The sequence below is a fragment of the Microvirga sp. BF8 genome (genome assembly GCF_059888585.1).
Genome location: NZ_CM187619.1, coordinates 2063555 through 2087033 on the forward strand (window position 1 = coordinate 2063555; position 23479 = coordinate 2087033).

Below are 23479 nucleotides of genomic sequence, written 5' to 3' on the forward strand. Positions count from 1 at the left end.
CACACCGGCAAGGGGCGCCTCCCCGCACTTCGGCGATCCGCCATCCGAAGGAGAGCATCACATTGATCCCGAAAGTCGAATCCTTTCGGGCCCGTGCTCTCGCAAGATGCCGGCCGCATGTTGAAATGAGGGCGTCCAACCTACGGTATTGTTGTCATTGATAAAATGTCCACAGAAGGCTCTCGCTGAGTTCTTTCAGGGCCTCGACTGCATCAGGTCGCTTGCGCGCCACGGCGGTGATCACGGCGTCGGCGAGGGCGAAGGTTGCCGAGGGAGAGTTGGGCAGGAGCCTGTTTCGCGCGGGAGCGAACAGGGTTATATCCGCAAGGCGTGCCAATGGTGAGGTTGGCGCATCCGTGAAGGCGATCACCATCGCGCCGCGCTTCTTGGCGAGGCTTGTGAGTTCGACGGTCCCGCGGGAATAGCGCGGCATGGAAATGGCCAGGATGAGATCTCCCGGTCCTGCCGACATCATGTGCCGGATGGCATGCTCCGGGCCGACGCGGGAAGATGCAAAGATGACACTCGCATCGAGATAGAGTGCCAGGCCTTCCTCAAGATAGGCTGCCACATGGTGACTGGCCCCTGATCCCACAATGAAGATGCGACGAGATTGCAAGAGTGCATCGATGGTGCGCGAACAGATGTCTTCGTCGAGCGTGGAAATTGTCTCTGCGAGGTTGTTGGCCTGATCCTTGAGGGCTGTGACGACTGTCGCGAAGGTCGACCCGGCTGCCGCACGGGCACCTGCAAGGCTGTCCACCGGCGCCATGGCGACCTTGAGGGCGGCTGACAGGGCAGCGCGAAACTCGCTGTAGCCCCCATAGCCCAAGCTGCGCACGAAACGTGTGACCGTCGCGGTCGAGGTGCTGCTCCGGTCGGCCAGCCCCTCGATCGTCATTGTCGCGGTATCGAGCGGATTTTGTAATACGAAATCTGCCGTGCGCCGATGTGCACCGCTGAGCGATGGATAGGCTGCCGCGATCCTGTTGGCGAGATCCGTCGTCGGCTTAAGGGCAGGTGGCATCTTGGCTCCGGCAGATTGACGTCATAAATTTTTCATGTTCTCTAAATCTCGAAAATAAAGCTGTCAAAACGACAGAAGTAGGGGAACGGAGAAAATTCCATGCGCAACCGTATGATGTTCGCCTTTGTCGCCGGTACGTGTTTGCTGAGTGCTCCTGCCTGGGCCCAGTCCCTGCGGATCGCCCTCAGTTCCGAGCCGACGGCGATTGACCCACATTATCACGATCTGACGCCCAACAATGCTCTGGCGGCTCATATCTTCGAAGGGTTGACAAAACAGGACGAGAAACAAAAGCTTCTGCCCGGGCTTGCTACGTCTTGGAGCAACGATGGCAAGAACACCTGGACGTTCAAGCTGCGGCCAGGGGTGACGTTCTCCGACGGGAAGCCCTTTAGCGCCGATGACGTGGTCTTCACCTTCTGCCGCACGCTGAAGAATGAAACCGCCATCGCTGGTTCCTTCGCTGACATTACGGGTAACTTCTCCGCCGTCGAGGCGCCCGATCCGCAGACCATTGTGATCACAACTAAGGCGCCCGATCCGCTTCTGCCGAACTTTCTCTCCGGCCTCGGAATCCTGAGCGCCTCTATCGTCCCGCACGACAAGCTGACCTTCGACCCTGCCAAGAACTGCGGAGTGACGGGGAATTGGCCGGTCGTCGGGGACTTCAACGACGGCAAGCTGGCGATTGGAACCGGGCCCTACAAGTTGAAGAGCTATGTACGCGGCACGGGAATCGAGCTCGAGCGCAATGAGAAATATTGGGGCCCTGCAGAACCCTGGACGAGTGTGCGCTTCGTGCCCGTTACCAATCCTGGTCCGCGCCTCGCAGGGCTGCTTGCCGGCGACTATGACGTGATTGAGAACCCGGCAGCGCGAGATCTGGGCCGCATCAAGGACGACAAGCGTTTCAGCTATGTCATCACGCCGTCGACACGCGTCATTTATTTCCAGCTTGATGTCGCACGTGACGAGAGCCCCTTTGTCAAGGCAGAGAACGGCAAGAATCCTCTTAAGGATCCGCGTGTGCGAAAGGCTATGTCGCTTGCGATCGACCGTGACGCAATCGTCAAGCGTCTCATGGACGGCGCCGCCGAGCCGGCCTACCAGTTCCTGCCGACCGGCATGTTCGGAACGCTGCCGAACCCGCCTGCGCTGCGCTACGACCCAGCTGAGGCGAAGAAGCTCCTGAGCGAAGCCGGCTATTCGAAGGGCTTTCAGATTACCCTTTCGACGACCAACGACCGCTACATCAACGATAGTCAGATCGCTCAGGCCGTCGCGCAATACCTGACCCAGGTGGGAATCCGCGCCGACGTGGACGCTATGACACGTGCCATCTACTTCCCCCGCCGCTCCAAGAAAGAGTTCAGCGTGGCCCTCGGCGGCTGGGGCTCCACAAGCGGTGAGGCGTCCTCCTTCCTGAGGCAATGGCCTGCAACACCGGACGAGGCCAAGACCATCGGTGGCTCGAACTACGGGGGCTATTCTGATCCCGAATTCGATACGCTGATCCGTTCCGCGATCACGACGCTTGACGATGCCAAGAGGTCCGACCTGCTTCAGAAGGCCGGCGCTCGCGTTCTCGAAAGTAATGCGTTCATTCCCCTGCATTTCGAAAGCACGGTCTGGGCCTATAAATCCAACCTGAATTATGTGGGCCGGACGGACCAGTTCACCATGGCTATGTCGATCAAGCCGAAGCAGTAAGCCATGAAGAGGAGCGCCTGTAGCCTGGAACCAACGCGATGACGGCCTATGTCCTTCAGCGTCTGATCCAGAGCGTCCTGGTTCTGCTTGCGGTGTCGGTCGTCGTGTTCTTTGCCGTCTACGGCATCGGAGATCCGATCGAGTTGCTGGTTCCACCGCAGGTGAGTGCCGCTGAGCGCGAGGCGATGATCCGTCGCCTCGGGCTCGACCTGCCAGTGCTGCAGCAGTATCTGGTTTTTCTGGGCAGTGCCCTGAAAGGCGATCTTGGGCGCTCCTTCGTGCATGGCGTACCGGCAGTCGGGCTGATTCTGGCCAGACTGCCGGCCACTTTCGAACTTGTCTTTCTGGCCATGAGCCTGGCGGCGGCTGTCGGGGTGCCGCTGGGCCTTCTGGCCGGGCTCAATTCCGAGAGCCGCGTGAGCCGTAGCATCATGGCCGGAACGGTCCTCGGATTTTCGCTGCCAAGTTTCTGGAAGGGAATGATGCTCGTCCTTCTCTTCAGCGTGGCGCTCGGCTGGCTGCCGACAGCGGGGCGCGGAGAGACGGTATCTGTGTTCGGCATTCAGACGAGCCTGCTCACGCTCGATGGCTTGAAACACCTCATTCTGCCAGCCCTCAACCTTGCCATTCCGAATATGGCATTGATGATAAGGCTCGTCGCCGCAGGAACTTCGGAGGCGATGACGCAGGACTACGTGAAGTACGCGCGCGCTAAAGGAGTTCGCCGCAAACGTATCGTGGGGCGGCACGTTCTGCGCAATATCCTAATTCCAGTCGTCACGGTGGCGGGCATGGAGTTCGGCAGTCTGGTGGCTTTCTCGACGATCACCGAGACGGTCTTCGCCTGGCCCGGCATGGGAAAGCTTCTCATCGACAGCATCTATCAGCTCGACCGTCCGGTGGTGGTCGCCTACGTGATGCTTGCGACCCTGCTTTTCGTTGCTGTGAACTTCCTCGTCGACATTCTATACGCGGCTCTCGATCCGCGCGTGAAGCTGACGGGGGAAATGGCATGACCCCGTCGGAAACGAAGGCGCCGTCTGTCGCTTCCTACGCTGACACGCCTTTGCGAAAGAAGGTCCTGCGCCGAATTCGCAGCCGGCCGACGACACGCGGCGCCGCCATTCTCCTCGGCATTCTTGTTCTTCTGGCTGCGTTCGCGCCCGTCATTGCGCCCCAGAACCCACATGATCTCGCATCGCTGAGCGTGATGGACAATCGCCTCGCGCCGGGCATCCAGGGCATGAACGGAATGACCTATTGGCTCGGTACGGACTCCCAGGGTCGGGACATGCTCAGTGCCATTCTCTATGGCCTTCGCACCAGTCTTCTCGTCGGATTGTCCTCGACCGCCGGAGCCCTCGCCATCGGAATCGCCGCGGGGCTCGTCGCTGCGCAGTTCGGCGGAGCGATCGATGCCGCCATCATGCGGGTCGTGGACTTCATGCTCGGTTTTCCGTCCATTCTCATCGCCCTCGTTCTGCTCGCTTCGATCGGACGAGGGGTGGACAAAGTGATTGTCGCCATCATTCTTGTGCAATGGGCCCAATATGCTCGGCTGATGCGAGCGGCGGCACTCGTCGAGCGGCGCAAGGAATATATCGAGGCGGCGGTCAATTTCGGCCTGCCGACCCGACACATCATGCTGGCTCACCTGTTGCCGAACTCCATCGGGTCGGTCCTCGTCGTCTCGACCATCAGCATCGCCGGGGCAATCACACTCGAGGCGACATTGTCGTTCCTCGGTGTCGGCGTCCCGGTGACCCAGCCGTCGCTCGGTCTCCTGATCGCCAACGGTTTCGAATTTCTTCTCTCCGGCGAATACTGGATCGCGGTCTTCCCTGGCATCGCGCTGGTGCTGCTGATCATATCGCTCAATCTCGTGGGTGATCGCCTGCGACGCAGCTTCAATGTGAGGGGTCCATGACATCGCCTCTGCTTGAAGTCCGCGATCTCAGGACCGTATTCCATGACCTCGCCGGTGCCTGGCCGGCCGTCGATGGGGTCGACCTTGTCATCGACGCCGGCGAGATCGTCGGACTCGTCGGCGAGTCCGGTTCCGGGAAGTCTGTAACCGGTTTCTCGCTGGTCCAGCTGATCGACCCTCCGGGGGAGATTGTTGCGGGCGATGTCATGTTCAAGGGCGAGGATCTCCGGAGCGCTTCCGAGGAGCGCATGCGGAGCCTGCGTGGCAACCGCATCGCCATGATCTTCCAGGATCCGCTGATGACGCTCAATCCCGTGCTAAGCATCGGCGAGCAGATGTGCGAGGCGCTCCTCGAGCATCGTGCCATGGGCAGACAGGAGGCATTGAAAGAGGCCGCACGAGCTCTGTCACGCGTCGGCATTTCGTCTCCGGAGGCACGCCTTAAGCAGTTCCCGCACGAATTTTCGGGCGGGATGCGCCAGAGAGTTGCGATTGCGACCGCACTCTTGAATGAGCCGGACCTGGTTATCGCCGACGAGCCTACCACCGCCCTTGACGTGACAATCCAAAGTCAAATCCTGTTCGAAGTCCAGAAGCTGAGTCGCGAGACCGGCACGGCGGTGCTGTGGATCACGCATGACCTCGCCGTTGTTGCTGAACTCGCCGACCGTGTCGCCGTCATGTATGCAGGGCGCATTGTCGAGACAGGGACCGTGGACGATGTGCTCGATCGACCCCGTCACCCATATACGCTCGGGCTGCTTGGTTCGTCTGCGGCAACGGTGAATCCTGGCGAGCGGCTGAAACAGATCGATGGTGCAGCACCTAGCATCGATGCTCGTCCGAGCGGGTGTCCGTTTCGACCGCGCTGCGAACGAGCGCTCCCGGTTTGTGCCGAGATTGATCCGTCCCCCCGGGCTGACCGTGGCCAGAGCTACCGTTGCCACAATCCAATTCCCGAAGGCAGCGTTCCATGACCGCGCCTCTCTTCGAACTGCGAGGCGTAAAACGGCACTTCCGCGGCAAGTCGACACTTGCTCAGCGGATCCTCACGATGGTCGGGCAGGCGGCTCCGCCGCCCGTCCTGCGGGCCGTCGACGGCGTCGATCTCAGCGTGGAGCGCGGAGAAGTGCTGGGTCTCGTGGGCGAATCCGGCTGCGGCAAGTCGACCCTTGCGCGCATCGCCACCGGCATCCTCAAACCGACAGACGGCGAGGTGGTGTATAACGGACAGCCGGTGGCCGCCCTGAAGGGCAAGGAGCGGCTGGACTTCCTGCTGAAAGTCCAGATGGTCTTTCAGGACCCTTACGCATCCCTTAATCCGCGGATGCAGGTTCGCCAGATCGTTGGCGAGGCCTTGCGCATCCATCGTCTCCTGCCAAAGAACGAAATCGATCCTGCTGTGGACAGGGCGATGACCGAGGTCGGCTTGGATCTCGCCTATCGCAACCGCTACCCGCACCAGTTCTCGGGTGGACAGCGCCAGCGCATCGGCATTGCGCGCGCCCTGGCGGTGAAGCCTGACTTCCTGGTCTGCGATGAGCCGGTTTCCGCGCTCGACGTCTCGATCCAGGCACAGGTCATAAACCTGTTCATGGATGTGCGGGAGAAGCACGGGCTGACCTACCTCTTCGTCAGTCACGACCTGGGAATCGTCCGCCACATCAGCGACCGCGTCGCCATCATGTATCTCGGACGCATTGTCGAGGTCGGACCAGCACAGGCCGTCTTCGCCGAGCCCGCACACCCGTACAGCGCAGCGCTGATCGCGGCGAGTCCGTCGGCGACACGTCGCAAGCGCGCCTTCCAGCCGCTCAAGGGCGAGCTTCCATCCCCCTTGGCGCCGCCAAGCGGCTGCCCGTTTCACCCGCGCTGTGACCACGCGACAGCCGTATGCCGCGAAACCCGCCCCGTTCTCAAGGATATATCCCCCGGACGCAGCGCAGCCTGCCACTTGCACACTTCGGATCAATCATGACGACGACCACGCTCGCGCCCGAAATCGGCCGCACGACACTTCCCTACCTGGACCTGCTCCATCCGGATCGGCCGCTTTCCGTGAACTTCTATCGCCCGGCGGCGCACAGCCCCGACGATCCGGTCATCATCGTCCAGCATGGCATGCTCCGAAATGGCGACGAGTATCGCGACTTTTGGATTCCGGCCGCAGAAAAGCACCGCCTGCTGATTGCCGCTCCAACCTTCTCGAACGAGCAATTTCCAAACGCGGAAGGGTACAACAACGGACTGGTTCTTGGTACCGGCGGAAGCGCCCAGCCCTATGAGAGCTGGATCTACTCTGTGCTGGGACGTGTGTTCGCGGCACTGCGGAGCGGCGGCGTCACGCGAAGGTCCCAGGCGCGTCTGTTCGGCCATTCTGCTGGCGGGCAATTCTCGCACCGCCTGTTGGCCACCCAGGATCACGCGCCGTTCGAAGCGGTGATTGCAGCCAATCCGGGCTGGTATACCTTGCCGACATTGGACCGCGACTTTCCCGAAGGGCTTGGTGGCATCGGACTCGATGACCACCGCCTAGCCCGATGGCTTGCCTATCCGATGCACGTTTTTGCGGGCGATCAGGATATCAGCACGGACGATCCCAATCTCCCTGCGCAGCCGGAAGCCCTGAGGCAGGGACCGACCCGCTACGCCCGCGCTCATTTCGTCTACGATTTCGCCCGGAGGGAAGCCGAACGGCTCGGTCTTCCATTCAACTGGCAACTGATCCGTGTCGCCGGCGTGGGCCATGACGGTGCTGCGATGTCGCGCGCAGCTGCCGCCTACTGGTTTGAAGGTCGCATCCCGCCGGCCGAGGAACTGGTCTCGGAGCAAGCCGCGGCACTGTGATGCAGTGGCACCGGCCACTTACGGGCCCCTCTGCACCTCGGCGTCGACGTCAGCACATGACCGCTTTGAATTTTGGAGTTTGATATGAACGTTCGGAATGAAATTTGGGAGCATGTCGACGCCGCCAAGGAAAGACTCATCGCCCTCAGCGATACAGTCTGGGGGATGCCGGAGGTCTGCTACACTGAGGTCCGGTCGGCGGCGGAGCACACCGCGGAACTCCGTCATCAGGGATTCCGCGTCACCGAGGGGATCGCCGGCATTCCGACAGCCGTCGTCGGGGAGGCTGGGGAGGGCGGGCCTGTTATCGCATTCCTCGGCGAGTTCGATGCGCTTCCCGGCCTGAGCCAGGAGGCCGGCGTCGCCGAGCACCGGCCGATCGAGGCGGGCGGGCACGGGCACGGGTGCGGCCACAACCTTCTCGGCGCAGGCGCCATGCTCGCAGCGGTCGCTCTGAAAAACTGGCTTGCCGAGAAAGGCATTCCGGGACGCGTCCGCTATTACGGATGTCCCGCAGAGGAGGGCGGCGCCGCCAAGGCCTTCATGGTACGCGCCGGCGCCTTCGACGATGCCGACATCGCCATCTCGTGGCATCCCTACAGTTTCTGGGAGGTCGCACCGGCCCTGTCACTCGCCAACACTCGCGCCGACTTCATCTTCACTGGCCGCGCGGCCCACGCGGCAGCCTCTCCGCATCTCGGACGAAGCGCCCTCGACGCGGTGGAACTGATGAATGTGGGCGTGAACTACATGCGCGAGCATATGCCGTCTGAAGCGCGCGTCCATTACGCCCTGCTCGACACGGGCGGCATAGCACCAAACGTGGTCCAGGCTCATGCCCGCGTCCGCTATTCGATCAGGGCCATGGATCTGCCCGGAATGCTGGAGCTCGTCGAGCGGGTTCACAAGATCGCGCAGGGCGCGGCTCTCATGACCGAGACGAGCGTCGAGATGCGCATTGTCAGCGCGGTGTCGAACATCCTCGGCAACGGCCCCCTCGAGCGGGCCCTGCACGGTGCGATGGAGGAACTCGGCCCAACCCCATTCGACGAAGCCGATCGCGCCTTTGCCCGCGAGATTCGCGCGACCTTGTCCGCGCAGGAAATCGCGTCTGTCTACCGGGCGGTCGGCCAAAAGCAGACCGACGCACCGCTCGCGGACTTTCTGATTCCCCTCGATACTCAGCGCAAGCCGATGATTGGCTCGACCGACCTCGGCGACGTAAGCTGGGTAGTGCCGACCGTCCAGGCACACGCGCCGACTGTCGCCATCGGGACACCTTTCCACACATGGCAGGTCGTTGCACAGGGCAAGACACCCGCCGCGCACAAGGCTATGGTTCATGTCGCCAAGGCGATGGCTGCGACAGGTATGGCAGCCGTAACCGATCCTTCTCTGTTGGCAGCGGCAAAAGCCGACCTTGCCGACCGGACTCGCGAGACGCCTTATGCGAGCCCGCTGCGGAAAGGTGTAGAGCCACCGCTCGACATGTCGGTGAACTGACGGATTCGTTTCGGCGTCATGGCCTTGAGCACCCACACTCCGCGGCATCCGATCACTTGATTTCTCGACGGCTCGGAAAGCACCCGTTCAAAGCGCTTTCCGTTTCGCTCCCTATGCGAATTCAGCCGCGCCTGGGACTCTCGAGCTGAAGATTGCGGGCGTGCCGCCGGTATGAACGATGCATGCGGCCTCATCCGTCGGAATATCTCCCCTGGCCACACAGCTGAGCAGCCCAGAAAAGGTTTTTGCGACATAGGTCTGCTCAAGCACGAGAGCTTCGAGCTTTGCGAAGAGACCACTGGCATGAACCGATGCCTCGGTCGGCTGGCCATACCCGGCACCCAATTGGTCCATGTGTATTCGGACGCGGCCGAGCATGTCACGCGTGGGTTCAACTTCGTCTATCCGACCCAAATCCTCGAGGATGGCGCAGATCCGGGCCTCGAGGCCTGCGGCGTCATATTCGACGCTGATGAGATGGATGGTCCAGGGCAGCCCGAGCATGGCCGCACCGAAGATCAATCCCGCCTCCGTGACACCCATGGAGCCCGGGAGAATGATATGGCGAAGATCGAGGCCCACCGCCATGGCCTGCTCGTGAAGTTCCCGGGCCGCGCGGACATAGCCCAGCGCGCCTACCAATGGGTCTCCGACCAGATAGGGGCGGCGCCCGGCGGCGGCGAGTTCTGTGACGGTTCGCCTTGCCAGCATGGCACGCTCTGCCTCCTCCACATTTCCGAGGCACTGGATACGAGCACCCAGCATTTCGGTCAGCAGGCGGTTTCCGTGCGCAGGCAACGGGTCCGGACCGGCATAGAGCACCAGGCACTCAATTCCGAGCTTGGCCGCCGCAGCTGCTGTCAGGCGGACCTGGTTCGAGGCCGCCGCTCCCGCAATCACCAGGATGTCACAACCCTGCTCCTGCGCCTGTCCAAGCCAGAATTCGAGACAGCGCACCTTGTTGCCGCCGAAGGCGAGGGGCATGCAATCGTCCCGCTTCACCCAGAGCTGCGGATGCCCTGCATGCCGCCCCACCCGCGCCATATGCTCCAGGGCAGTTGGACCCGAAAGGAGCGAGCAGCGCGGGAAGGCGTTCAGCATCCGGTCAATCCAGATCGACCGTTCTGGCGGCTCCCACGCGACGCTCGGCCCAGCGTGCAAACCGGAGAACGGGATAGCAGTAGAGGAAGTAGATGAAGGCAATGAGCCCGTAGATGAACAGCACGTCGCGCGGGAACCGCAGGATGGAAACCTCGCCCTGGCGGGTCAGCTCCGAGATACCCACCACCGACAGGATCGCGGTGCTCTTGATGATCATCACGTAGACGCTGCTCATCGGTGGTACGGTAAGCTTCAATGCCTGCGGAATAACGACATACCAGAGGCGTTGGATACGGTTCATTCCGAGTGCGGTCGCTGCTTCCGATTGGCCACGCGGCACGGCCTCGACAGCGCCCTTCACAATTTCCGCTACATAGCTTGACGTATAAACGGAGAGCGCCACGAAAGCTGCCGTGCGTGAGTCCCAGCTCAGCCAGGAAATCCCTGTGTTCGGCAGCACGAAGTAGAATACATAGAGCTGAACGAGGAACGGCGTTCCGCGCAGAACATGGATGTAGATGCCGAAAAGGCTGGTGAGGATCGGCACCCGTTGGCTGCGGACAAGGCCGATGACTGCCCCGATCAGGGATCCTGCCACAATGGCGACGAGAGAGACGTAGAGCGTCTCGAGAAAGCCCTTCCAGAGGAACGGCAGCAGCGACGAGGTGATGGACCAGTAACGTTCGAGCATCGCCTTAGCCTTGCGCGTTCCAGGCGGGGCCCGCCAGCCATTGCCTCACGCCGCGGGACAGCAGGAGGATCATGAGATAGATCAGCAGGTAGCCGGCCGCGATGGTGAGGAAGCTCTCGTTGGGACGCACCCGCTCGCTGTTCAAGAGAATGCCGGCGCTCGTGAACTCGAAGACAGTGATGATGGACAGGAGAGACGTGTCCTTGATGAGAACCGCCGCTTGGCCCAGCAGCGGCGGAAGCGTGTTGGCGAAGGCCTGCGGAAGAACCACGTGGCGCATGCGCTGACCGTAATTCATGCCGACTGCCTTGGCGCCCTCGATCTGTCCGCGGGGAACCGATTCAATGCCAGCGCGGATAATTTCGCCCATATAGGGAGAACTGTTCAGAGTAAGGGCGGCGATCCCAAAATACATGTCGTTCCAGCTCTTCGTGAAGGGCAGAAGCGCAGGAAGACCATAATAGATCAGGTAGATCTGAACGAGGAGCGGGGTCGCGCGGATGAAGGCGACATATCCTTCGACAGGCTTGCGAAGAACCTCGCGGCTCGACAGGAGAGCGAGCGCGACGAACGTGCCGAGCAAAAGCGACAGGACGAGACTGACTCCGGCTGCCGTTAGCGTATTGCCCAGTCCCTCGGCGAAGCGGCCGAGATACTGCACAACGATGCGATAATTGTAGTAGTCAAGGAGCCAAGTCATTAAGGTTTATGGGATTTTTGCCTCGGGGAGGGCGGCCGGTCCATGGACCGGCCGCCTGCGGCTGTGCAGTTTACTTGTGGTCCTTTTCCCAGTCGGTCGAGTTCCACCAGTAGTTCACCTGGTTCTCAAGGCGGCGATCGGCCGTGATCAGCTCCACGTAGTTGTCGAGCCAGAGCTTGAGATGGAAGGCATTGGCTTGCGTGGCGAAAGCGAGGGGCTCGCGGGTAATGACGCCATCCAGGATCTTCAGATTGCCGAACTCGCGCACGAAGTTGGTGACGTTGCCGAGATCGGAAACCGCGCCATCGAGACGGCCGCTCGAAAGCGCCTGGGCTACAGCTGCCGTACCACCGGCGAATTCCTTGAGATTGGCCTTGGGCATGAACTTCTTTACCGCATCGCCATAGGAGCTGGCCTGCGTGGCTCCGATATTGAGGCCGTCCTTGTTGATCTCCTGCCAGGTCTTGTACGGGGCGTCCTTGGGGACGACCGCAACGGTTTCCTGGTAGAACATCGGCCGCGAGAACAGCAACTGCGCGGCGCGCTGCGGGGTCGGGGTCATGTCGGCGGCGATCATGTCGACCTTGCCGGACAGGAGAGCCGGGATCAGGCCCTTCCAGTCATAGTCCTGGAACGTAACCTTCACACCGAGATCTGCCGCCATCATTTTGGCGAGTTCAACCGCGAGACCGGTACGTTCTCCCTTCTTGTCGACGAAGCTGACGGGCGCACCCTGGGTCTGGACGGCGACGCGGAGTTCGCCGCGCTTGAGGATGTCGTCCATCTCATCCGCTTGCGCGACACTCGCGAAGCCGAGGCAGGCTGTCACGGCCGCTATGATCGTGTTGCATAGTTTTCTCATTTGTTTCCCCTCTTATGAGTCGTTTGTCAGAATCCTCCGCAGCCGGTTGGCTCAGAGGATTTGATCAAGGAATGCCCGGGTCCGCTCGTGGGACGGTGATGCAAAGAAGGGGCCGGGCTCTCCCTCTTCCACGATCCGTCCCCCATCCATGAAGACGATTCGATCGGCGACTTCGCGGGCGAAGCCCATCTCGTGTGTCACGACCGCCATGGTCATCCCCTCCGCCGCCAGCTTGCGCATAAGATCCAGGATGCCGCCAACCATTTCCGGATCGAGGGCGGAGGTAGCCTCATCAAACAGCATGATCTTCGGATCCATGGCGAGTGCACGAGCAATCGCGACGCGCTGCTGCTGACCGCCGGACAACTGGCTCGGGTAGTGATTGGCCCGATCCGCAATGCCGACCTTCTCCAAAAGATCGCGAGCTCGAGCGACCGCCTCCTCGCGTGAGCGCTTGCGTACGACCATCTGGGGCAGCACGACGTTGTCCAGCGCCGTTTTGTGTTGGAACAGATTGAAATGTTGGAACACCATTCCGATCTCGGCCCGCAAGCCATTAAGGTCCGTCTTCTTGTCGCTCAGGGAGACCCCATCCACGACAATGCTGCCGGTATCGAAGGTCTCCAATGCGTTCAGGGTGCGCAACAGCGTGCTTTTGCCGGAGCCGGACGGGCCGATGATGACCAGCACCTGGCCCGGCTCGATCGACAAGGACACATTGTCGAGAGCGCGGTGCTCGCTGCGGCCGCGCGCGGAGCGAAATGTTTTCGATACCCGGTCAACGACGACAATGGGGGCTATGGTCATCATGGAGCCTTCAAATCGATCTGAGGTCGGCCTTGGAACGCGCTTGCGGGCCCGGCCGAATGAAAATGTCGTCCGTGTGAGCCCAGCGGAGTTGGACGGTTCAGGCCGTGCATCGGTCTCACCGCGATGCGTGGATTGGACTTCTCCGGGATCATGGAGACGTCCTGGTTTGCGGGAAGATGGCGCGGCACATCCGTCCGTCGGCGCTCGGCATGCAGTGGAAAGGGTGCGCGACAAGGCCTGAGGTGGAATCATAGGGGAGGGCTCCGACCTCAGACGGAGTCCGGGACGGCTCCCCGGGAGCGTTCGAAACAACGAAGCAGCGACCAAGTCCATACTTCGTCAAGAACGAGTGTCCACGGAGGAGAGGTGCGGGCATAGGAATGTACTACACAGGTAGGAAGCAGGCTGGCGTCTTTGGCCGGACGTTGAACACTGGTTTCTGCCTCCCGGCAAGTCAAGCCAACGGGGACCGCATGCAGAAGAAAGGGCGCGTTCCGACCGAGGATAACTAGAAGGAGCCGGTCGGGCCGGTCTTCGGTGAGGCCAAGGCAGCTCTTCCGCCCGCATTCCAGAACAGACGCCGAACTCCTCAATCGAAGCAGGTCAGACCCCGAAATCGGCCGCACGGCCAGCAATGGCTGTCGAGAACGGACGAATCTCCTGCGCAATTGTGAGAGTGCCCTCCGTTGCAAACGATCGGCACCCCGCGGGGCAATTAAAAGTTCGGAACCGTGCCGGAGCTTGACCGTTGATACGCGGCACATCTTGCCAGGGTCCGACCATGATCTTGAGAATCGCCTGGCTTGTTCTTGCGTTGCTCGTATTCGAGCCCGCAGGCGCACAAGCGGGCCCAACCATCAGAGTTGGGTTGCTCAGGTTCGGAACCGTTGCCTGGGAAATCGATACGATCCGACACTTCGGGCTTGATCTTGCCCACGGCATCACCGTCGCACCTGTGGAATTCGCCTCCAATGAGTCGGCCAAGGTCGCGCTCCTCGCGGGCGCAGTGGACCTCATAGTGACCGACTGGCCCTGGGTTGCCCGTCAACGAGGCGAGGGCGAGGCGTTCAGCTTCGTGTCCTACTCGAAGGCCGTCGGCACGCTCATGGTCAAGCCGAATTCCGGCATCAAGAGCCTTGGCGACCTGAAGGGCAAACGGATTGGCGTCGCGGGAGGCCCTCTCGACAAGAGCTGGCTGATTCTCCAGGCTTATGCCCTGAAGGAATTTGGAATTCCGCTGTCCCTCTTGTGCGAGCCTGTTTTCGCTGCGCCGCCGCTGCTGAACGAGGAACTGGCTCGCGGACGCATCGATGCGGTGCTCACCTATTGGCACTATGCCGCCCGCCTGGGGACCTCGGAGGCGACGCCGCTCCTGACCGTGGCGGACATGATGCGTCACCTTGGGATCGGCAGCGATGTACCGATGCTCGGCTATGCCTTCCGCGAAGAATGGGGCACACGCGAAGTGAAGGCTCTTGAGGAATTCCTGGCAGCTTCCCGCGAGGCGAAAACGTTGCTTTCAAGCTCGACGGACGCGTGGATCCGGCTCGCCCCACAGATCGGCACCGATGATCCGGCCGTCCTGGCGGCTTTACAGGTGGGTTTCCGTGCGGGGCTTCCGGGCCGGTGGTCGCAGGCTGATTGGCAGGCCGCGGTAGGACTCTATGATATCCTCGTCAAACTTGGAGGGGAAAAGCTCGTCGGTAGAGCTCGGAACCTCGATCCAAAGACGTTCTGGCCTTCGATGTCCAATTGAGGCTGCTCATGCGCACTGCTGATGTCCGGAGCGGAGGGTGGCAGGGTATCGCATCCCTCCTGCTGTTTCTGGCTCTTTGGCAGATCGGCTCGGTCCTTGGCGGGAGCCGCCTTCTACCCAGTCCGCTCACGGTGCTGGAGGCTTTGGCGGTGGAGACTCGAAGTGGCGCGCTGCCGTATCATCTCGGCGTTACGCTCGCGCGCGTCGGCGTCAGCTTCGCTGTCGCCATGACGCTGGGTGCAGCCCTTGGCATTGTCCTGGGACGTTTGGGATGGCTCGACCGTTGGATTCATCCCTGGCTTGTCATCCTTCTCAATGTGCCTGCGCTTGTTGTGATCGTCCTGACCTATATCTGGCTCGGGCTGGTGGAAACCGCTCTCCTCGTGGCAGTTGCGCTCAACAAGGTTCCCAACGTGGCAGTCACTCTCCGCGAGGGGGCTCGGGCCCTCGACCGTGACTACATGGAAGTGGCGCAGATCTACAGGTTGGGGTTCTGGACGAGCTTGCGCGAGGTAATCGTCCCACAATTGGCGCCCTATTTTCTGGCCGCCGCACGCAACGGTCTTGCACTTATCTGGAAGATTGTGCTCGTGGTCGAGTTGCTCGGACGTTCGAACGGAGTTGGATTCCAGCTCCAGAGCTATTTTCAGCTCTTCGACGTAGCCCGTGTTCTCGCCTACGCGCTCGCTTTTGTCGCCTGTGTGCTTCTCATCGAATGGCTCGTTTTCTCACCCCTGGAGCGGCATGTGGGAGAGTGGCGGCGATGATGCGCATCCGCATCGAGAGGAAAGTCTTCCCGGCGCGATCCGGTGCCCCGGCGCGAACACTGTTCGAGCCGCTGGCGCTCGACCTTGCGGATGGAGAGGTTTGCACCATCGTAGGCCCCTCGGGTGTCGGCAAATCGAGCCTCCTCCAGATTGCTGCCGGTTTGGACCGCGACTTCATCGGGTCGGTTTCAGGGCGTCCGGAGCCGGTCGGTTATCTGTTTCAGTCCCCCCGCCTCATGCCGTGGCGGACGGCCCGGCAAAATCTGGAGCTGGTGATGCCCGGCCAGCCTGAAAAAGCGGGGGAGTGGTTGGCGCGGGTGGGCCTCGGAGGGTCGGAGGATGTTTATCCGCAACGCCTCTCTCTCGGCATGGCACGCCGGGTGGCATTGGCCCGTGCCCTCGCGGTCGGGCCACGGCTCCTCCTGCTGGACGAACCCTTTTCGGCGCTGGACGAGGCGACGGTGAGAGACATGCAGGATCTCCTCGCCGCGGAGATCCGGAAACTTCGGCCAACAATCCTGCTCGTGACCCATCACCGGCATGAGGTGGCCGCTGTTGCGGATCGGATCGTGGCTCTCGAGGGCTCCCCAGCGCGGATCGTCGACGATCAACCTGTCCGACAGCCGAGGGCGGCCGAATGAGGCAGCTCCTGCTTATTCTCTGCCTCATCTACACCTCTCCCGTAATGGCTGAGAACGGCGCAGTGGTCATCGCGGTGGTTACACAGGAGCGCGATCCCGTTCAGCCCGTCTCTCCGCTCGACGCGGACGCGAGGGACGAAGGGCTGGCCGGCGCCCGTCTCGGTATAGCGGACAATGCGACGACGGGCCGCTTTACTGGGCAGCACTTCACACTTGTGGAGCGGATGATCCCGAAGCAGGCAAGCCCGGTCGATGCCATCCGCAGCCTCGCCGCCGAGGGTATCAGGTTCATCGTGGCCGACCTCGACGCACCAGCCCTTCTTGCTGCGGCCTCGGCTTCCGAGGCGCGCGATATGATCATCCTCAACAGCCGTGCGCCCGATGACGACCTGCGCAACGGATCGTGTCGGACCAACGTGCTTCACACCATCCCAAGCCGCTCCATGCTGGCCGATGCCCTGGCACAATACCTGATGACCAAGCGCTGGCGGCGATGGTTCCTGGTGACCGGCAGAAACCCGGGCGACAAGCTTCAGGCCGAAGCCTTTCGTCGCGCGGCCAAGCGCTTTGGCGCAGAGATCGTTGCGGAGAAGGAATGGACCTTCCAGCCCGGGAATGCACGGGTGGATACGGGTCACGTGGCCCTGCAAACCGAGATTCCGGCCTTCACACAGGCTCGCGATCATGATGTGCTCGTCGTGGCGGACGAAAAAAACGAGTTTGGCGACTATCTCCCCGGTCGGACGGCACTGCCGCGTCCGGTTGCCGGAACCCACGGACTCATCGCGACAGGTTGGAGCATGGTCTCCGAGCAATGGGGCGCCGCGCAGCTCCAGGCTCGTTTCGAGAAGCACGCCGGCCGGCGCATGGACGCCGTCGACTATGCTGCCTGGGCAGCGGTGCGGTCCATTGGCGAGGCCGCCATTCGTTCTGGCAGCAGCGACCCGTCTGTCATAGCGGCCTACCTCCGCGGTTCCGACTTCATCCTGTCGGGCTTTAAGGGGCAGGGGCAGACCTTTCGCCCGTGGGACGGACAGATGCGCCAGCCAATCCTGATCGCAGGTCCGCGGCTCCTGGTCTCCGTCTCTCCCCAGGCAGGTTATCTGCATCGGGGCTCGGAGTTGGATACCTTGGGATATGATGGGGAGGAGACCCGATGCAGGCTATGATTCTTGCCGTCATCGGGCTTGCTCTGTTGGGCCAGTCCGCGTCCGCCGAGACCATCTACGTATCGAACGAACAGGACAATACCGTATCGGTGATCGATGGAAATACGCTCACCGTCGTCGGCACCATCCCCGTCGGGAGGCGCCCGCGCGGCATCGGACTGAGCGCAGACAATCGCAAGCTCTATCTCGCCGTTGGGGACGACAACCGCATTGATGTGGTCGATCTGAAATCGCGCAAAGTTGAGACCTTTCTGCCGTCGGGCGAAGATCCAGAGCATTTTGTCATGCATCCAGACGGGCGCCGGCTCTTCGTGGCGAACGAGAATGACAATCTCGTCTCCGTCATCGACGTTCCCTCGGCACGGGTCATTTCCGAGGTCGAAGTCGGCGTGGAACCCGAAGGCATGGGCGCAAGCCCAAATGGCAGCATTGTCGTAGCCACGTCCGAGACAACGAGCATGCTGCACGTGATTGATGCGAAGACGCTCGAACTCATCGACAATGTTCTCGTCGATACCCGCCCGCGCGTCGCCCAGATCTCAGCCGACAACAGGCAGATCTGGGTATCCTCCGAGCTGCGTGGATCCGTATCGGTCTTCGACGCTGGAACGCGCGAGGCTCTGGCGAAGATTTCCTTTGAAGTTCCCGGCGTCTCGCGCGAGCTCGTTCAGGCGGTCGGCATCCAACTCACTCCCGACGGATCGCGCGCTTACGTGGCGCTTGGCCCAGCCAACCGCGTGGCGGAAATCGACGCGAAGACATTCAAGATGCTACGCCTGTACCTGGTCGGCCAACGAGTCTGGCACATCGCGCTTTCGCCCGACGGGAAGCGCCTTTATACGGCGAACGGCAATTCGAACGATGTGTCTGTGATCGACTTGGAAAACCGCGAGGTCGTAAAGACCATCGGTGTTGGCCGCTCTCCCTGGGGCCTCGTGGTAGCGCCGTGACAGCACTCGCGGTCGATAGCCTGAGCCACGGGTTCGGAACGCGCAGGGCTCTCTCGAATGTGGATCTCGTCGTGGAGAGGGGCTCCTTCACCGTCATCCTCGGCCCGAACGGCGCAGGGAAGACCACGCTTATTTCCCTTGTGACCGGCCTCTATCATGCGCAGGCCGGAGATGTCCGCGTCTTCGGGCATTCCATGCGCCGCGATCCGCTTAAGGCTCTTGCTGCCCTTGGTGTCGTTTTTCAGCTTCCGACCTTGGACCTCGATCTCACGGTTGCAGAGAACCTTGCCTACCACGCTGCCTTGCATGGCCTCTCACGCACCGAGGCCGCAGAGCGCGCAGGTGTTGAACTGGGGCGGCTTGGCGTCGGTGAACGAAGGTTCGAAAAGGCGCGTGCCCTGTCCGGGGGCCTGCGCAGGCGCGTCGAGATAGCCCGCGCCCTCATGCATCGGCCGGAGCTCTTGCTCGTCGACGAGGCGACGGCCGGCCTGGACGTTGCCGGGCGGAAGATGCTTCTGCGGCATGTACGCTCCTTGCGCAGCGCAGGTCTGAGTGTGCTCTGGGCCACGCACATGCTCGATGAGATCGAACCTACCGATCAGCTTGTCGTGCTACATGAAGGTACGGTCCGCTGGGCGGGCGAGGCGAGGGGGCTTGCATCCGGGGAAAGCTTCGAAGAGGCGTTCCTACGGCTTACGAGGGCAGGCTCGTGAACATGCGCCATGCGGGCCGGGCATTGATGGGCATCATGCGGCGGGAGGCACTGCGCTTCATCGGGCAGCACGGGCGTTTTGCCGCCGCCATCGTGCGACCGCTCGTATGGCTCGCCATCTTTGCGCCGGGGTCCAAGGCCGTGCTCGGCCTTTCGATCATCCCACCGTACCAGACCTATATTCTCTACGAGGTCTATATCGTCCCGGGGCTTGCCGGTATGATGCTCCTGTTCCACGGCATGCAGAGTTCCCTGTCGATGGTCTATGATCGAGAGATGGGATCGATGCGGGTCCTTCTCACCGCCCCCTTGCCGCGCTGGTGGCTGCTAGGGGCTCGCCTTCTTGCCAGCACGATCACGGTTCTGCCCATCGTTTATTTCTTCCTGTTGCTCGCCCGAGTGTGGGACGTTCGGATCCCGATCCTGGGTTATTTTGCGGCGCTGCCGGCGCTGACTTTGGCGGGCCTGATGCTGGGAGCCTTCGGCCTGGCACTGTCCTCACTGTTTCGCCAGCTCGAAAATTTCGCGGGTGTAATGAATTTCGTCATCTTTCCCATGTTCTTTGCCTCCACGGCCCTCTACCCTCTCTGGCGACTGGAGGAGGTCAGCCCTGTGCTCGCTATGATCGCCTGGGTCAATCCGTTTTCCCATGCTGTAGAACTGATCCGGTTCGCACTTTATCTGCAGTTCGAGCCCGTGGCTCTTGTGATCTGCGTCATTGCCCTTCTTGCCTTTTTCGGCCTTTCTGTCTGGGGTTATGACCCCGGACGCGGCTTCTGGGCCCGCCGCGTCGTGGAATGAGGCGGAACATCGTTTCGGGTCGAAAGTTCCTTTCCGGAACGCATGCCACCGGTGAAGACAATGGCTGAACGGCAAAGCTCGTTGAAGCGGGACTTCCGGATATTTCTTGAACCTGGGTTTATCGTAGCCCTGGCCTTGATCGGCATCTTGGCCGCAGTCGGAGCAGGTATTCTTGTTTATGCCGACAATAAGTATGGCATCCCGCTGAGCGGTTACTGGAAATAGCGTTGTTCATTCCGCGCCGGTGCCGCGCGGCGATCACGAATTCGGGAACTTAGATAAAGCGAGGCGGTTAGAGTCACCGGCGCGATATCGCGCCACGGAGAAGACAAGTGGGCCGGATACTCGCACTTGCTCTGACAGCCCTGCTAGTCCTGTCGCCTCCCTTCTCGGTTCGTGCCCAGAACGCCTCCTCCCCGCGCCCTGCCGCTCCGCCTTTCGCATCCGCTCCTGAGGACGGGCAGTGGACGATTCCTCAGAAGAACTATGCATCTACGCGGTACAGCGACCTGTCCGAGATCAACACGGAAAACGTGAAGAACCTCCAGGTCGCCTTCACGTTCTCTACGGGCGTCAATCGTGGGCAGGAATCGGCGCCGCTCGTCGTCGGTAGCACGATGTACGTGCTCTCTCCCTATCCGAACATTCTTTACGCTCTGGATCTGGCCAGGCCCGGCGCTCCGCTCAAATGGCAGTACAATCCAAAGCCCGCGGCGGCGGCGCAAGGTGTTGCCTGCTGCGACGTGGTTAATCGTGGCCCCACCTTCGCCAACGGGCGGATCTACTTTACCACGCTCGATGCCAACGTGGTCGCCGTGAATGCCGAGACGGGCGAGGAGGTCTGGAAAACCAAGCTCGGGGATATCAACAGGGGCGAGACCATGACGATGGCTCCTCTTGTCGTAAAGGACAAGGTGATTGTCGGCATCTCGGGCGGCGAGTATGGGGTCAGGGGCTGGATCCAGGCTCTGGACGCAAATACGGGGCGAAGTGTCTGGAAGGCCTATCACACCGGTCCCGACCAGGACGTTAAGATTGGTCCGGACTTCAAACCATTCTACGATAGCGACAAGGGCAAGGACCTCGGGCTCACCAGTTGGCCTGCCGACGCCTGGCAGCAGGGCGGCGGTACGGTCTGGGGCTGGATCTCGTACGATCCCGACCTCAATCTGATCTATTACGGCACCGGTAATCCGGGCCCCTGGAACGCCAATCAGCGTCCCGGAGACAACAAGTGGACAGCAGGCATCTTCGCCCGTGACGCCGATACAGGCGAAGCGCGCTGGTTTTACCAGACGGCCCCCCACGATCTCCACGACTGGGACAATATCAACGAGATGATCCTGCTCGACATGGATTGGGAGGGGCAGCCTCGCAAAGTGATCGTGCATCCAGGCCGGACGGGCTTTGTCTATGTCATCGACCGGATCACAGGGGAAGTCCTCTCTGCCAAGCCCTTTCATGCCCTGACTGCAGTGACGGGGGTCGATCTCAAGAGCGGCCGGATCCAATACAATTCCGATAAGGAGCCCGTGAATAACCGCGTCGTGCGTGACATCTGCCCCACCGCGCCGGGCTCGAAGGACTGGAATCCGAGCACGTTCTCGCACAAGACCGGCATTCTCTACATCCCGCACATGAACATGTGCATGGACTGGGAGAGTACGGAGCCGAACTACATCGCCGGGACGCCGTATGTTGGCGCTGAAGTTCGCATGTATCCCGGCCCCGGCGGACATATGGGCGAATTCTCGGCCTGGGATATCAAGGCGGGCAAGGAGCTCTGGACCATCAACGAGCGCTTTCCCTTGTGGAGCGGAGCGATCTCGGCTGCTGGCGACGTGGTCTTCTACGGCAACATGGAGGGCTGGTTCAAAGCCGTCCACGCCCGTACGGGAGAGGTCCTGTGGCAGTTCAAAACCGAATCCGGGATCGTCGGGCAGCCGACGACCTATCGCGGGCCCGACGGCAAGCAGTATGTCGCCATCCTGTCCGGGGTCGGAGGTTGGGCAGGAGCGATCGTCGCCGGCGACCTCGATCCTCGCGATGGCACGGCTGCGAAAGGCTTCGTGAACGCCATGCGCGACCTGAAGAACGTTACGACCAAGGGAGGAACGCTCTATGTGTTCAAGCTCCCTTAAGGCAATCGCTTTTGCGGCCCTCTTCATCATCTCCGGCGGAACCCACGCCCGAGAGCTGCGCGTCTGCGCCGATCCGAACAACCTGCCGTTCTCCAATGAGGCAGGGGAGGGGTTCGAGAACAAGATCGTCAACCTGATTGCCGAAGAGCTCGGCGCGGAGGTGCGATATACATGGTGGGCTCAGCGCCGCGGCTTTCTTCGCAACACGCTCAAGGCCGAAGCATGCGATTTGGTCCCAGGTCTTCCCGCCAACCTTGAGGGTGTACGCACTACGGCACCCTATTACCGCTCATCCTATGTGTTCGTGACCCGTGCCGATGGTCCGGACGTAACCTCGTTCAACGACCCCATCCTGCGCCAGGTCAAAATCGGCGTTCACCTCATCGGCGACGACGGGTCGAACACGCCGCCGGCCCATGCGCTGGCACGGCGCGGCATCATCGAGAACGTACGCGGCTACATGATCTACGGCGACTATACGGAGCCGAACCCGCCCGCGCGAATTCTGAATGCCTTGGCTGCACACGAGATCGAGGTAGCTGTGGTCTGGGGACCTCTCGGCGGCTACTTTGCCGCTCGCGAGGCGGCACCGCTCAAGGTCACACCGGTGCGGCCCGCCTTCGACGGGCCTCGGCTTCCGATGGTCTTCGACATCTCGATGGCCGTCCGCAAGGAGGATGAGGCGCTCCGCCAGGACGTCGATGCGGCCCTCGCACGCCGAAAGGCCGACATCGACGCCATCCTTTCCTCCTATGGCGTGCCGCGCCTCGACCGCGGCCTGAAGCAGGTAGGGGCCGCGCCATGAAACGTGTGTCGATCATCTTCCTGACGGCGCTGGCCCTCGCCGCGTGTGAGCGAGAAGATCGAGAGTACCGATCCAACCCCGTCTCGACTGAAACCGATGAGAAGATTGCCCTGGTTCCTCTGTCGCCCGGACCAAGCGGACCGAACGAGTCCCGGTCGGGGATCGGCAAGCAATACGAAGATAACGCGTATCACATCTCGCAGGGCCAGCGACTCTACGCCTGGTTCAACTGCAACGGCTGCCATGCCAACGGCGGTGGCGACTCCGGGCCGGCACTGATGGACGATCGCTGGATCTATGGCGGTCAGATCGAGAATATTGCGCAGACGATCCGGGAAGGCCGTCCGAACGGCATGCCATCGTTCCGCGGCAAAATTCCGGACGACCAGATCTGGCAGATCGCAGCCTATATCCGTTCCATGGGCCGCAATGTCCCGAAGGCGGCAGCGCCCGGCCGCAAGGACGACATGAGCCCGGGACCCGCCGAGCAGCGCCGCCCGCCCGGGGAGGTCGTCAATGGAGGGCAGCCGTCTCCTTCAGGTCAGACGCCGCAATGAGG

Annotated in this window: 23 protein-coding genes; 17 read left to right on the top strand and 6 right to left on the bottom strand. The window is 61.6% G+C overall.

Annotation, left to right across the window (positions count from 1 at the left end):
- Positions 1-154: 154 nt before the first annotated feature.
- Positions 155-1027 (bottom strand): MurR/RpiR family transcriptional regulator, encoded by an 873-nt coding sequence (locus AC522E_RS09895; protein ID WP_500750260.1) that lies wholly within the window; start codon positions 1025-1027, stop codon positions 155-157.
- A 99-nt stretch (positions 1028-1126) separates the two neighbouring features.
- Here AC522E_RS09895 and AC522E_RS09900 point away from each other — a divergent pair, with 99 nt between their 5' ends.
- The 7 genes from AC522E_RS09900 to AC522E_RS09930 all read left to right on the top strand — a co-directional run bounded on the left by AC522E_RS09900 (position 1127) and on the right by AC522E_RS09930 (position 9014).
- Positions 1127-2737: an ABC transporter substrate-binding protein gene (locus tag AC522E_RS09900; protein WP_500750261.1), complete on the top strand. Its 1611-nt coding sequence runs from the start codon at positions 1127-1129 to the stop codon at positions 2735-2737.
- 38 nt (positions 2738-2775) lie between these two features.
- On the top strand, positions 2776-3753 hold the full coding sequence (locus AC522E_RS09905; protein ID WP_500750262.1) for an ABC transporter permease: 978 nt from the start codon (positions 2776-2778) through the stop codon (positions 3751-3753).
- Complete coding sequence (locus AC522E_RS09910; RefSeq protein ID WP_500750263.1) at positions 3750-4664, top strand: ABC transporter permease; 915 nt, start codon at positions 3750-3752, stop codon at positions 4662-4664. The genes AC522E_RS09905 and AC522E_RS09910 overlap by 4 nt, the downstream gene beginning before the upstream one ends.
- A complete protein-coding gene (locus AC522E_RS09915) occupies positions 4661-5641 on the top strand; it encodes an ABC transporter ATP-binding protein (RefSeq protein WP_500750264.1) in 981 nt (326 codons plus the stop codon). Before AC522E_RS09910 ends, AC522E_RS09915 begins: the two co-directional genes overlap by 4 nt.
- Positions 5638-6642, top strand: coding sequence for an ABC transporter ATP-binding protein (locus tag AC522E_RS09920; protein ID WP_500750265.1), 1005 nt, complete (start codon positions 5638-5640; stop codon positions 6640-6642). The genes AC522E_RS09915 and AC522E_RS09920 overlap by 4 nt, the downstream gene beginning before the upstream one ends.
- Positions 6639-7511 (top strand): alpha/beta hydrolase, encoded by an 873-nt coding sequence (locus AC522E_RS09925; protein WP_500750266.1) that lies wholly within the window; start codon positions 6639-6641, stop codon positions 7509-7511. The genes AC522E_RS09920 and AC522E_RS09925 overlap by 4 nt, the downstream gene beginning before the upstream one ends.
- 84 nt (positions 7512-7595) lie before the next feature.
- A complete protein-coding gene (locus AC522E_RS09930) occupies positions 7596-9014 on the top strand; it encodes a M20 family metallopeptidase (protein WP_500750267.1) in 1419 nt (472 codons plus the stop codon).
- Between the two features lie 111 nt (positions 9015-9125).
- Here AC522E_RS09930 and AC522E_RS09935 read toward each other — a convergent pair whose 3' ends face one another.
- From AC522E_RS09935 to AC522E_RS09955, 5 genes are all read right to left on the bottom strand, one after another.
- On the bottom strand, positions 9126-10115 hold the full coding sequence (locus AC522E_RS09935; protein WP_500750268.1) for a 1-aminocyclopropane-1-carboxylate deaminase/D-cysteine desulfhydrase: 990 nt from the start codon (positions 10113-10115) through the stop codon (positions 9126-9128).
- Between the two features lie 4 nt (positions 10116-10119).
- Positions 10120-10806 (bottom strand): amino acid ABC transporter permease, encoded by a 687-nt coding sequence (locus AC522E_RS09940; RefSeq protein WP_500750269.1) that lies wholly within the window; start codon positions 10804-10806, stop codon positions 10120-10122.
- A gap of 4 nt (positions 10807-10810) precedes the next feature.
- Positions 10811-11506 (bottom strand): amino acid ABC transporter permease, encoded by a 696-nt coding sequence (locus AC522E_RS09945; protein WP_500750270.1) that lies wholly within the window; start codon positions 11504-11506, stop codon positions 10811-10813.
- Positions 11507-11576: 70 nt separating this feature from the next.
- Positions 11577-12368 carry an ABC transporter substrate-binding protein gene (locus AC522E_RS09950; protein ID WP_500750271.1) on the bottom strand — a complete coding sequence of 264 codons (792 nt, stop codon included), beginning with the start codon at positions 12366-12368 and terminating at the stop codon, positions 11577-11579.
- A gap of 51 nt (positions 12369-12419) precedes the next feature.
- The gene (locus AC522E_RS09955; protein ID WP_500750642.1) at positions 12420-13175 is read right to left on the bottom strand and encodes an amino acid ABC transporter ATP-binding protein; all 756 of its coding nucleotides are present in this window, start codon (positions 13173-13175) and stop codon (positions 12420-12422) included.
- A 784-nt stretch (positions 13176-13959) separates the two neighbouring features.
- Between AC522E_RS09955 and AC522E_RS09960 the strand changes: the two genes are divergently transcribed.
- The 10 genes from AC522E_RS09960 to AC522E_RS10005 all read left to right on the top strand — a co-directional run bounded on the left by AC522E_RS09960 (position 13960) and on the right by AC522E_RS10005 (position 23477).
- Positions 13960-14934 (top strand): ABC transporter substrate-binding protein, encoded by a 975-nt coding sequence (locus tag AC522E_RS09960; protein WP_500750272.1) that lies wholly within the window; start codon positions 13960-13962, stop codon positions 14932-14934.
- Between the two features lie 8 nt (positions 14935-14942).
- Positions 14943-15701: an ABC transporter permease gene (locus AC522E_RS09965; RefSeq protein ID WP_500750273.1), complete on the top strand. Its 759-nt coding sequence runs from the start codon at positions 14943-14945 to the stop codon at positions 15699-15701.
- A complete protein-coding gene (locus tag AC522E_RS09970) occupies positions 15698-16342 on the top strand; it encodes an ABC transporter ATP-binding protein (protein WP_500750274.1) in 645 nt (214 codons plus the stop codon). The genes AC522E_RS09965 and AC522E_RS09970 overlap by 4 nt, the downstream gene beginning before the upstream one ends.
- On the top strand, positions 16339-17511 hold the full coding sequence (locus AC522E_RS09975) for an ABC transporter substrate-binding protein (RefSeq protein ID WP_500750276.1): 1173 nt from the start codon (positions 16339-16341) through the stop codon (positions 17509-17511). Before AC522E_RS09970 ends, AC522E_RS09975 begins: the two co-directional genes overlap by 4 nt.
- Positions 17499-18461: a PQQ-dependent catabolism-associated beta-propeller protein gene (locus AC522E_RS09980; RefSeq protein ID WP_500750277.1), complete on the top strand. Its 963-nt coding sequence runs from the start codon at positions 17499-17501 to the stop codon at positions 18459-18461. Before AC522E_RS09975 ends, AC522E_RS09980 begins: the two co-directional genes overlap by 13 nt.
- Positions 18458-19174: an ABC transporter ATP-binding protein gene (locus tag AC522E_RS09985; protein ID WP_500750278.1), complete on the top strand. Its 717-nt coding sequence runs from the start codon at positions 18458-18460 to the stop codon at positions 19172-19174. The genes AC522E_RS09980 and AC522E_RS09985 overlap by 4 nt, the downstream gene beginning before the upstream one ends.
- Before the next feature lie 2 nt (positions 19175-19176).
- On the top strand, positions 19177-19974 hold the full coding sequence (locus tag AC522E_RS09990; RefSeq protein ID WP_500750644.1) for an ABC transporter permease: 798 nt from the start codon (positions 19177-19179) through the stop codon (positions 19972-19974).
- 332 nt (positions 19975-20306) lie between these two features.
- A complete protein-coding gene (locus tag AC522E_RS09995) occupies positions 20307-22115 on the top strand; it encodes a methanol/ethanol family PQQ-dependent dehydrogenase (protein WP_500750279.1) in 1809 nt (602 codons plus the stop codon).
- The gene (locus AC522E_RS10000; RefSeq protein WP_500750280.1) at positions 22096-22920 is read left to right on the top strand and encodes a substrate-binding domain-containing protein; all 825 of its coding nucleotides are present in this window, start codon (positions 22096-22098) and stop codon (positions 22918-22920) included. Before AC522E_RS09995 ends, AC522E_RS10000 begins: the two co-directional genes overlap by 20 nt.
- Positions 22917-23477, top strand: coding sequence for a c-type cytochrome (locus AC522E_RS10005; RefSeq protein ID WP_500750281.1), 561 nt, complete (start codon positions 22917-22919; stop codon positions 23475-23477). Before AC522E_RS10000 ends, AC522E_RS10005 begins: the two co-directional genes overlap by 4 nt.
- The last annotated feature ends 2 nt before the right edge of the window (positions 23478-23479 follow it).